The organism is Acidovorax sp. GW823-FHT01C06 (assembly GCF_058798375.1).
Genome location: NZ_JBXAKN010000013.1, coordinates 171880 through 182032 on the forward strand (window position 1 = coordinate 171880; position 10153 = coordinate 182032).

At 64.7% G+C, this 10153-nt stretch carries 8 protein-coding genes; 4 read left to right on the plus strand and 4 right to left on the minus strand.

Features of this window, described 5'->3' with window-relative positions:
- Nucleotides 1-14: 14 nt before the first annotated feature.
- The gene (locus AC1RCS_RS22700) at nt 15-875 is read left to right on the plus strand and encodes an MBL fold metallo-hydrolase (RefSeq protein WP_492246083.1); all 861 of its coding nucleotides are present in this window, start codon (nt 15-17) and stop codon (nt 873-875) included.
- Between the two features lie 402 nt (nt 876-1277).
- Here the strand turns inward: AC1RCS_RS22700 and AC1RCS_RS22705 are convergent, their stop codons facing one another.
- Nucleotides 1278-1958: a GntR family transcriptional regulator gene (locus AC1RCS_RS22705; RefSeq protein ID WP_492246084.1), complete on the minus strand. Its 681-nt coding sequence runs from the start codon at nt 1956-1958 to the stop codon at nt 1278-1280.
- A gap of 191 nt (nt 1959-2149) precedes the next feature.
- On the opposite strand from AC1RCS_RS22705, the gene AC1RCS_RS22710 reads away from it, so the two are divergent.
- Genes AC1RCS_RS22710 through AC1RCS_RS22720 form a run of 3 tightly spaced genes read left to right on the plus strand, consistent with a single transcriptional unit; the run spans nt 2150 to nt 4790 of the window.
- Nucleotides 2150-3028 carry an NAD(P)-dependent oxidoreductase gene (locus AC1RCS_RS22710; protein WP_492246085.1) on the plus strand — a complete coding sequence of 293 codons (879 nt, stop codon included), beginning with the start codon at nt 2150-2152 and terminating at the stop codon, nt 3026-3028.
- A 52-nt stretch (nt 3029-3080) separates the two neighbouring features.
- Nucleotides 3081-4070 carry a Bug family tripartite tricarboxylate transporter substrate binding protein gene (locus tag AC1RCS_RS22715; protein WP_492246086.1) on the plus strand — a complete coding sequence of 330 codons (990 nt, stop codon included), beginning with the start codon at nt 3081-3083 and terminating at the stop codon, nt 4068-4070.
- A 45-nt stretch (nt 4071-4115) separates the two neighbouring features.
- The gene (locus tag AC1RCS_RS22720; RefSeq protein ID WP_218294036.1) at nt 4116-4790 is read left to right on the plus strand and encodes an RraA family protein; all 675 of its coding nucleotides are present in this window, start codon (nt 4116-4118) and stop codon (nt 4788-4790) included.
- Between the two features lie 119 nt (nt 4791-4909).
- On the opposite strand, the gene AC1RCS_RS22725 is transcribed toward AC1RCS_RS22720, so the two are convergent.
- The 3 genes from AC1RCS_RS22725 to AC1RCS_RS22735 all read right to left on the minus strand — a co-directional run bounded on the left by AC1RCS_RS22725 (nt 4910) and on the right by AC1RCS_RS22735 (nt 9893).
- A complete protein-coding gene (locus AC1RCS_RS22725) occupies nt 4910-7750 on the minus strand; it encodes an ATP-binding protein (protein ID WP_492246087.1) in 2841 nt (946 codons plus the stop codon).
- Between the two features lie 29 nt (nt 7751-7779).
- On the minus strand, nt 7780-9108 hold the full coding sequence (locus AC1RCS_RS22730; RefSeq protein ID WP_218294034.1) for an ABC transporter substrate-binding protein: 1329 nt from the start codon (nt 9106-9108) through the stop codon (nt 7780-7782).
- Nucleotides 9109-9200: 92 nt separating this feature from the next.
- Nucleotides 9201-9893, minus strand: a complete 693-nt coding sequence (locus tag AC1RCS_RS22735; RefSeq protein ID WP_218294033.1) for a response regulator transcription factor — start codon at nt 9891-9893, stop codon at nt 9201-9203.
- Nucleotides 9894-10153: the final 260 nt, after the last annotated feature.

The following is a 10153-nucleotide window of genomic DNA, read 5'->3' on the forward strand; positions in this document are numbered from 1 at the left end:
CGACGGGTACCCCCATGCAACCACAGGTCCACGCGTTCTTCGACCCCTCCACCCACACCGTGACCTATGTGGTGTTCGATCATCCCGGAGGCCACTGCGCCATCCTTGATTCCGTCCTTGACTATGACCCCAAATCGGGCCGCACCAGCACCGCGGCGGCGAGCGAGGTGATGGCCTTCGTGACGGCGCAGCAACTCACGGTCCAGTGGATTCTGGAAACCCATGCCCATGCAGACCACCTGTCGGCCGCGCACCACCTGCGGGAAGCGCTGGGCGGCAAGATCGCCATCGGCGCCGCCATCACCAAGGTGCAAAACACCTTCAAAGGCATCTTCAACCTGGAGCCCGGTTTCCGGGCCGACGGCAGCCAATTCGATCATCTGTTCGCCGACGGGGAGGCATTCGCCATTGGCACCCTGCAGGCCCGGGCCCTGTCGGTACCGGGCCACACACCCGCCTGCATGGCCTTTCAGGTAGGCAACGCGGTATTCGTGGGCGACACCTTGTTCATGCCCGACGTGGGCACGGCACGGTGCGACTTCCCGGGCGGCGACGCACACATGCTGTACCAGTCGGTGCGCAAGCTGCTGGGCCTGCCACCCGAAACCCGGCTGTTCATGTGCCACGACTACCCGCCCGCAGGCCGCGAGCCCGCGTGGGAAACCACCGTCGCCGAGCAGCGGGAGCGAAACATCCACGTCCACGACGGCATCACCGAGGCTGGCTTCGTGGCCATGCGCACCCGCCGCGACGCGACACTGGACGTGCCCGTGCTGATCCTGCCGGCAGTACAGATCAACATCCGCGCGGGGGAGCCTCCGCCAGCGGAAAGCAACGGGATCTCCTACCTCAAGATTCCGCTCAATGCGCTGTGACGCCACGCCCGACTGACGCGGCCTTGTCCGACACGGCGGGAATTGCGTTCGTTTTACGATGCCCTCGTCGCTATCCTCTGGCGACACCCTCCCCTCTTGCCTTGAGCAAGTTCAAGCCCGCTTCGTGCGGGCTTTTTTTCGAACGCCCTTGCGCCCAGGCTCCCGGCGCGCGCCCGCTGATAGATCAAGCGGCGCTGGTCCTACAGGCGAAGGGATGGCGTCCGGAGCACCATGAAGCTGCCGGTGTGTCAGGCATCGGTAGATGAAGCGTTTGGGCCCGCCTCGTGCGGGCCCCTTTTTAAGCCAGCTACTTCCTCGCCGTGCCACCCGGGGCGGCCCCTGGAAACAGCCCATTTTCTCCATAGGAACTCCGCACCTTCTTTCGAGCCCAATACGGGTAACTTATCGAGAGGAAGATGGAGGGGTTGCGCCGTCCTGCCGGTACTCGACCCGGTGTTTCATGAACCGGTGGTAGGACATGCGCAGATGCAGCTGCATGACCTGCCGGGCCAGCTCACCATCCCTGGCGCGCACGGCAATCGCCATATCGCGGTGGTGGTGGAGGCTTTGCACCAGTTCTTCGGGCGTGTAGATGTAGAACGAGCGCTTGATGATCGGCATGTCGATCATGGTCGCCAGCATGGTCTTGAGGCGCGGCGAGCCCGACGCCTCGATCAGCGCGTGGTGGAAATCCCGGTTGGCGGACTGCACCTCGGCGATGCCATCGTGGCCAGCGGCAATGCCGGCCTCCATGCGCTGGTTGCTGGCCTCCAGCTCATCGGCCAACCCCTCGCCGCCGCGCGTGGCCGCGAGGAACGAGGCATACGGCTCCAGCAGCATGCGCAACTGGAAGGTCTCCTCCACATCCCAGTCGCTCCACTCCGACACCCGGATGCCCTGGCCCGCGCCATCGGTCGCCAGGCCGTCTTCCACCAGGCGGTGCAGCGCATTGCGCACTGGTGTGCGGCTCAGCCCCAGGTCGCGGGCGATGGGCTCTTCCTTGAGCTGCTCACCCGGGCGGTAGTGCCCGCCGATGAGCCGCTGCCGCAGAACCTCGTACGCCTTGTCTTTCACGTTTTGCACTGTTTTTGCACCAAGGGGATGGGATGGAGTGCGCTCATTCTAGGTGAGCGGTGCAGTCAATGCCGCCTCTGTAGGCGACTTTAGGAAAATACAAAATAAGTGCAAATTTGCCTTGATCTACGGGAAACCCCTATGAAACCATTCCAGTCGCGCTCAATAAGATGGCATAAATGTTTTAAATTTGTACTTTCATGAAAATCGCAATCCTGGGTGGTGGAATGGTCGGCGCCTGCTACATGCAGGCCTTCCTGGAGCAGGGGCACAGCCTGGCGGGCCTGTGCGACCTGCAGCCAGGCGCAGCGGTGGCTGCCGCCGTGCAGGCCGCCGGTGCACAGGTGCATACCGCGCCCGGGGCCTGGCTGGCCGGAGCCGACGTGGTGGTGAGCGCCGTGTTCGGCACTGTGGCGCGCAGCCTGTTCGAGGCCTGTCTGCCCCATCTGCAGGATGGGGCGCTGTATGTGGACATGACCACGGCCGACCCCGGCGAGATGCGCGAATGCGGCGAGCTGGCCCAACGCGGCGCACACGGCACGGCGGTCCACTTCGTGGACGTGGCCATCACAGGGGCCGTCAACCTGGGCGGCAAGAAGACGCCGCTGCTCGTGGCCGGCGGCAAGGCCGGTTTTGTACAGGAATTGTTCTCGCCCTTCGGTGGATCGGTCCGCGTGGTGGGCGATCAGCCGGGCGATGCCGCCTCGCTCAAGCTCTTGCGCAGCATCTACACCAAGGGAGTCGAGGCGCTCGCGGTGGAATGCCTGGTCACTGCCCAGCAAATGGGCCTGCGCGAGCAGTTGTATGCCGTGCTGCAGGATATCGACGAGACACCGCTGCGCACGCTGATGGAATCCATGGTGCGCACGCATATCCCGCACGCGGGGCGCCGCCGCAACGAGGTGGCCGAGGCGCAGCAGCAGATGGCCCGCCACGGCCTGGCGCCGGTCGTCTCGCCCGCCGTCGAATCGTTGTTTGCCGCCACCGCACAGGCCCATGCGGCACAGCCTTTCACCGGCACCTCCACCGACGAAGCCATCGCCTGGCTGGGCCGCCACGTGCTCGCCAGCCACCCTTGATCAGCGCGCACCCCGCGCCCACCGACCGACATCACTACAGGAGACATTCGCAATGACCTTGACTCGACGCACACTGGCCCTCGGCGGCCTGCTGGCCATGGCGGCCGCCACGGCAACCATCGCCCCGGCCCATGCCCAGGGCAACTACCCGCAACGGCCCATCAAGTTCATCGTGCCCTTCCCGGCGGGCGGCGGCACCGACACCCTGACCCGGCTGGTCGGCACCAAGCTGACCGATGCCTACGGCTGGGCCATCGTGGTGGAGAACAAGCCCGGCGCCGGCGGCAACCTGGCGCTGGACCAGACGGCCAAGGCCCCCGCCGACGGGCTGACCCTGGTGATGGCGCAGACCGACAACGTGGTGCTCAACCCGCTGCTGTACACCAAGCTCACCTACAACCCCGACAAGGACCTGCGCGCCGTGGCCCTGGTGGCCGCCGGCCCGGCCGTGCTGGTGGTGAACGCCGACTCGCCCTACAAGACCCTGGACGACATCATCCAGGCCGCGAAGAAGGACCCCGGGCGCCTGAGCTTTGCCACGCCGGGCACCGGCACCATCTCGCACATCATCAGCGAGGCCTGGCAGAAAAGCTCCAACGTGAAGTTCACGCACGTGCCGTTTCGCGGCATGGCCCAGGCCATGCCCGACCTGCTGGGCGGGCGCATCGACATGTACATGGGCTCCATCCCCACGCTGCTCTCGCACATCCAGTCGGGCAAGGTACGCGCCATCGGCGTGACCACCGCGCGCCGCTCCAAGCTGCTGCCCGACGTGCCCACCTACACCGAGTCCGGCATCAAGGGCGTGGAGCTGGCCAGCGTGTGGGGCGTGATGGCCCCGGCCGGCACGCCGGACGCCATCGTCAGGCAGCTCAACGAGGCCATCAACAAGGTGGTGAACGCACCCGATACCGCCAAGAAGATCGCGGACTCCGGCGCCGAGCTCATCACCGGCACGCCCGACGACATGGCCAGGCTCTATGCCAGCGACCGCGCGCGCCTGGCGCCCATCGTCAAGAGCTCGGGCACCACGCTCGACTGATCACTCCACCCATCACTTATCCACCATCCCAGTGAGAACCACACCATGATCGGCTGCCAAATCTTGAAACGCCAACGCGCCGTGAGCCTGGAACTGGCCCGGCAATTCCTCGACGTGCCCGTGGCCAACGTCAGCGACTGCATGTCGCGCATGACGGCCGGCGGCCCACGCCTGCGCCCCATGCACGACGGTACCGCCATGGCCGGCCCGGCCCTCACCATCAAGACCCGCCCTGGCGACAACCTGCTGATCCACAAGGCCTTGAAAATCGCGCAACCCGGCGACGTGATCGTGGTGGACGCGGGCGGCGACCTCACCAACGCACTCATCGGCGAGATCATGGTGGGCGAAGCCAAGCTCAAGGGCTTTGCGGGCATCGTCATCAACGGCGCCATCCGCGACAGCGCCGTGCTGCGAAAGGACAGCTTCCCCGTGTTCGCCGCCGGCGTCACGCACCGCGGCCCCTACAAGGATGGCCCCGGCGAGATCAACGTGCCCATCGCCATCGACGGCATGGTCATCGAACCCGGCGACCTGGTCATCGGCGACGACGACGGTCTGCTCTGCGTGCCCTACGGCCAGGCCGAGCAGTTGCTAGCCGCTGCGCACAAGAAGCAGGAGATCGAGGCCGTGATGGTGGCGGAGATCGCGGACGGCTCCCAGGACAACGCCTGGATAGATGCTGCGCTCAAGCGGGCCAATTGCGCGACGGAGGAATAGGTCGGGCGTATTTGCCCCATCCATGGCTCAGCAGCGCCCGGCAGACGGATTGCGCGTTGAGCATGGCCGGGGCAGCCCACCGGTCAATCCTGGCGGGATTGAATTCGATGCCGGAGCATTCACCAGCGCGAGGGGCTGGCCGGGTGGGGCTCCGCATCGTGCGATGCAACGGCGTCGCGCATTTCCTTCAGACCACGTTCCGCGCATGACCGCAGCTCCTGCAGCGGGATGGCAAAGGAGTGTTCGCCTGCAGCTTCCAGCGAGGCCAACGAATGCAGCGTCTGAGCCAGTTCACCAAGTCGATTGAGGCCAAAGCTCCCTGCCGTGCCCGCAAGATCGTGCGCTTCCTTGCACAACCGAGCCCGGTCGTTGTCCGTGGCGGCCTGCTCCAGGCGCCGCAGACGCTGGGTGCAGTCCTGCGCGAATTTCGCCGTCAAGGCGCTGAGCTCTGCGGGGGACAAGCCTGCGCGCATTTCCTCCAACGCGGCGGGATCAAAGTCCACGCCATATCTTTCCCTGGCCTGCAATGCAATCGTGGCAGGAACATGGCGCGCCCTGGCTTGCATGTCGCCCGGCAGAATCCAGCGGTGGAGCGTGCCCCAGAGATTGCTTTCCAGGACAGGCTTGATGAGATGGTCGTTCATGCCCGCTTGGCGGGACCGCTCGATGTCCCGGGCCGTGGCGTTGGCCGTCATGGCCACGATGGGCAGCGCAGCGAATCTCGGCTGTGCGCGCAGCTCGCGCGTGGCCGTAAGCCCGTCCATGATGGGCATCTGCATATCCATCAGCACGGCGGCGTAGGTGCCATCGGGGGCGGACTGCAGTTTGTCCAGTGCGGCCGCCCCGTCCTCGGCCAGGTCAACACGCATGCCCCCGGCTTCCAGCAGGCCGCGCGCCACAAGACGATTGAGTTCGTTGTCGTCCACGACCAGCACGCGCAGGCCGCTCAGTCCTGCGATATCGGGCGCTGCCTGAAGGATGTGCGCGGTGTGTTCCCCGGAGGCCGGCGTGGTCCTCTGAACCAGCGCGGTAAACCAGAAGGTGCTGCCGACTCCCGGCGTGCTCGCCACCCCCACGGCGCCGCCCATCAAGTCGGCCAGGCGGCGGGAGATCGCCAGCCCCAAGCCCGTGCCGCCGAAGCGGCGGGTGATGGAGGCATCGGCCTGGTGAAACGCCTGGAACAGCCCGGCCTCCTGGTCGGGCGAGAGGCCGATCCCCGTGTCCCGCACGGCGCAGCGCAGCAACAGGCCTTGGCTGTGTTCGTTCGCCAGCTGCAGGTGGATGGAGACAGTACCCCGTTCCGTAAACTTGATGGCATTGTTGACATAGTTGATGAGGATCTGCCCCATCCGGTGCGAATCGCCAAACACTGCCGTGGGCACGTCGCTGTCCACGTCAATCTGCAGCTCGAGCCCCTTTCCATCGGCCTTGTCGATGAACATGCCAGCGACATCACCAACCATCTGGCGCGGCTGAAAAAGCGCATGCTCCAGAACCATGTGGCCACCGTCGATCTTCGAGAAATCAAGAATGTCGTCGACGATGCCCAGCAGATGCCGGCCAGCCCGCTGCATCTTCTCGATCCGCTCGCGCTGCGGGCTGTCCAGCCGGTCTTTGAGCGCAAGCTGGGTCAATCCCAGGATGGCGTTCAGCGGCGTGCGGATCTCGTGGCTCATCATCGCCAGGAACTCGGCCCTTTCTTCCGCCGTGCGTTCGGCCTCCTCCTTGGCTTTCGATAGCGCATGGGCCTGCAACTGGGCCTGCGTCACATCCAGCCATACACCGTTGAACAAGGCGCCTCCGTCAGGGGTTCGCCGCGCTGTCGCCAGCGTCTCGAGCCAGACGATCTGGCCACCCCGCTCCATTTGCACCGCGAAGTGAACCGGCTCCAATGTGCCCAGGCTTTTCATGAACCGGTCGCGCGCCGTATCGCCCGCGTTTCCGTACTCAACGCCGATCCGGCCCTCGTCCCCCAGCAGTTCCTTTGCAGTGCGGCTGTGCAGATCCTCCGCCTTGTCGCTCACATACAGATAGCGGCGGGTGCCATCCGGCTGCACATGGAGCTGAAACACCGCGCCGGGAATCGCGCTGGTCAGGTCTACGAGTTGCTCCGACAGGCGCCTCGCCTCGGCGCTGGCGGCGACTTCGATGGCCAGGCGGTCTGCGCGTTGCATGCTGTCCTTGAAAACCTGCATCGCCTTCGCCATGGTACCCACCTCGTCCCGGCGGTCGGTGCCCAGCACCGGGGTGTCGTATTGGCGCAAGGTGAGCTGATGCATGCCTTGCGTCAGACGCGCGATGGGTCTTGATATCTGATGAACCCCCACCCACCCGGAAAGCGCCATCACGGACAGCAGGCCCAGGCCCACGCCGAGCAACGTAGTCGCCACCGTGGTGCGCGTCGCTTCGCCCAGTTGCTGGCTCGCTTGCTGGAAGCCCGCGACAGATCTGCTGCGCAGCTGCGCCATGTCCCGCTGCAGGGACCGCAGCACCGGCTCGAACTCATCGTGGATGATCTGCAAGGCGCGGTCGCCGCGCCAGCGGGCGGCGGATTCAACGATGCGGTTGGCCTGTGCAAAGGACAAGTCGGCCTGCTGGCCGATGGCCTGCAGGGCAGCTGCTTCATCCGGCATCAGCGACAGCACCGAAGCAACCTTGGCGTTGAACCCCCCATGCAACCGCTTGAGCGATTCGAGCTCCGCCAGCATCGTTGCTTCCTCCTGCGCGGTCAGGACGGCATACACGATGCGGTTGGATTCCGACAGCAATAGCGCAGCATCGCTCAGCTCCAGGGCACCTTGTGCCTCCTTTGCGATGAGGTGCGTGTATCGCTGGTCGATGCTGCGCATCTGGGTGGTGGCGTAAACCGTGATCGCCACGGAAATCAGGCCCATCAAGGCGACCAGGAAAACGATCTTTGCCGCCAGGCGCCAATGTGAAATGTGTCTTGCGAGAAACATGGTCAGAGGTACGGTGGATGGGCGACGGCTTATCGGCTGGCCTGTGCGATGGCGCCGCGAAGGGCTTTGACTGCGTCGGGCGTGTTCAACTCCCCCTTGAAGTGCCGGGACACGACCTCGTAGATGGCGGTCTTGACCGCCGGAGGGTTGGCGTTGCCCATTGCGATGGAGCCCATCATCGCCCGGCGCATGTTGGCGTTGCGCATGTCGGTGATGTTGCGGCGCCCGCAGCTGTTGAAGCGCTGGTTGGACACATCCACCCGCGCCGGCGCGGCGCCAGTTCGCAGGTTCACGTCTTCCTGGAGCGCCGGGCCCATGACGACCGTGGCGAACGCGGCCTGGGCGGGTTGCCGGCCTTGAGGCTGGCGCAGAAAGACGAACTGATCGCTATTGAACAGGTAGACCCCCTGGGTATCGGGAAACCTCCAGCAGACGTATTCCCGCCCGGGCGCCAGGCCCATTGCCGTGAATTCGCCGTCCACCCAGGAGCCCTGCACCTGCAAGAGGGCTTCCCCCCGGCTGACCAATGTCGTTGCCTCGTCCCAGCGCCGTGTCGGAAAACGGGGCCCCAGGTAGCCCGCCAGCTGTTTCATGCGGTCAAAGATCAGCGTCAGCCGGGCCTCATCGAGCACGCCGGGATCCAGGTCGATGAATGCCTTGCGGTAGAACTGCGCGCCCCCGACCCCCACGGCCACGGACTCGAACAGCAACGTGTGCTCCCACGCTTCGTGGCCAATGGCCAGCGGCAACACGCCGCTGGCCTTGGCCTTGTCCAGCAGGGCAATGAGATCCGCCCAACCGTCTGGCGCCTGCGCTGCCCCAAGCTGCTGTGCCAGTGCCTTGTTGACCCACAGCCAGTTGGTGGAATGGGCGTTGAAAGGGGTCGCCACCCATGAACCGTTCCATTTGGACAAGCGTTGAATGTCCATGGGAACGACCTCGTCCCATTCTTCGCGCATTGCAATGTCGTCCAGGTTCTCCAGCAAGCCCTTGCGGGCCCAGGCATGGATTTCAAATCCGATCATCTGCGCGACCGTGGGAGCTTCGGGGCCCAGCCGGCGCTTGGCGAGCGCTTCGGTATAGCGGGCCGTCCCACTGCCGGCAGACGAGTGCTCGGCCCATCCCACGCCATTCAGCAGGGCATGGTCACGAACCGCATTCATGCTGGCACGCTCTCCGCCCGCGACCCACCAGTGCATGACCTTGACACCCCCCTGCGGTGCCTTCGGCGTTGCGCCCCATCCGGGCAGGGCGATGGCCGCGAGCCACAAGGCAAGGCAATGAAGCGAAAAGCGATGGGACATGGTCAGAGGGGAAGAAAAACGAGAGACCGCGGGAAGATGGGAGACCGTGGACATGCAGCCTATGGCGCAGGCAGGTGCAACCGGAAGACCAAGGCTGCGCCTGCGAATCTACGGGCCTGCAAGGCTGCAGCCACCCCAGCCCATCATCACCCGGATTGGTGAATCTTGTCGAGCCGGTAGCCGATCCCGTAGACGGCGGAAAGTGCATAGCCGCTGTCCGGGGTCAGGAGCAATTGGGTCCGAATCCGTGAGGCGTGTGTGTCAAGCGTGCGGGTGTGGACATCCCTGGCGTCTGCCCATACCTTCTCGCGCAGATGGTCCCGCGACATCAAGCGCCCGAGGTTCTGAAAGAGGCACAACGCGAGTTCGTATTCCTTGTTCTTCAGCTCGATGCTTTTGCCGTCGAGCACGACCGTCCGCGTGCTGGGTTCAAACCGGTACCGACCGAAGTCCAGCACATCCGCCATGACGGTCGGGTGCGCCCTGCGTAGCAACGCTTGAATACGCGCCAGCAACTCACCCATGCGGACGGGCTTGGTCATGAAGTCATCGCCGCCAGAGGTCAGCCCCTCGATGACATCCTGCTCGCCGTTGCGCCGGGTGAGGAACAGAATCGGCATCGCATCGGGCCTGACCTTGCGGACGGCCTGGGCAACCTCCGGCCCGTCCATATCCGGCAGGTGCCAGTCCAGTATCAAGAGGTCAAACGTCTGATGGCGCAAATCCTTGAGGAGGGATTCGCTTGTCATGTACGCATGGCACACGTGCCCCGCACCTTGGGTCGCGGCGCGAAGGACATCTTGCAGAAGGGCATCGTCTTCTAGAACGGCGATACGCATGGCACCTGGAGCATTGAAACAATGGCCCAAGCTTACTGTGTTTGCCCTGACGGGGCATTGCCACCCGAACCAAGGACTCCTGAGGTAGCCTCAGGGGCAGAGTCCACTGAATTCGACAAAGGGCCACATGGCGAAAGTAAATATCCTGCATCTCCAGACGCTGTGCCAGATTGCACAGCTAGGTGTGATGTCTCAATAGGTTGTTCATCCGTCTCGGATTTGGGAAGCTGTGGTTACCAGGCCAAGCCACTCAAGTCAGG

Excerpts from the sequence above, each read along its gene's own strand:
- AC1RCS_RS22700 (WP_492246083.1), top strand. The coding sequence starts at position 15 with ATGCAACCACAGGTCCACGCGTTCTTCGACCCCTCCACCCACACCGTG.
- AC1RCS_RS22710 (WP_492246085.1), top strand. The coding sequence starts at position 2,150 with ATGAAAATCGCAATCCTGGGTGGTGGAATGGTCGGCGCCTGCTACATG.
- AC1RCS_RS22715 (WP_492246086.1), top strand. The coding sequence starts at position 3,081 with ATGACCTTGACTCGACGCACACTGGCCCTCGGCGGCCTGCTGGCCATG.
- AC1RCS_RS22720 (WP_218294036.1), top strand. The coding sequence starts at position 4,116 with ATGATCGGCTGCCAAATCTTGAAACGCCAACGCGCCGTGAGCCTGGAA.
- AC1RCS_RS22725 (WP_492246087.1), bottom strand. The coding sequence starts at position 7,750 with ATGTTTCTCGCAAGACACATTTCACATTGGCGCCTGGCGGCAAAGATC.
- AC1RCS_RS22730 (WP_218294034.1), bottom strand. The coding sequence starts at position 9,108 with ATGTCCACGGTCTCCCATCTTCCCGCGGTCTCTCGTTTTTCTTCCCCT.
- AC1RCS_RS22735 (WP_218294033.1), bottom strand. The coding sequence starts at position 9,893 with ATGCGTATCGCCGTTCTAGAAGACGATGCCCTTCTGCAAGATGTCCTT.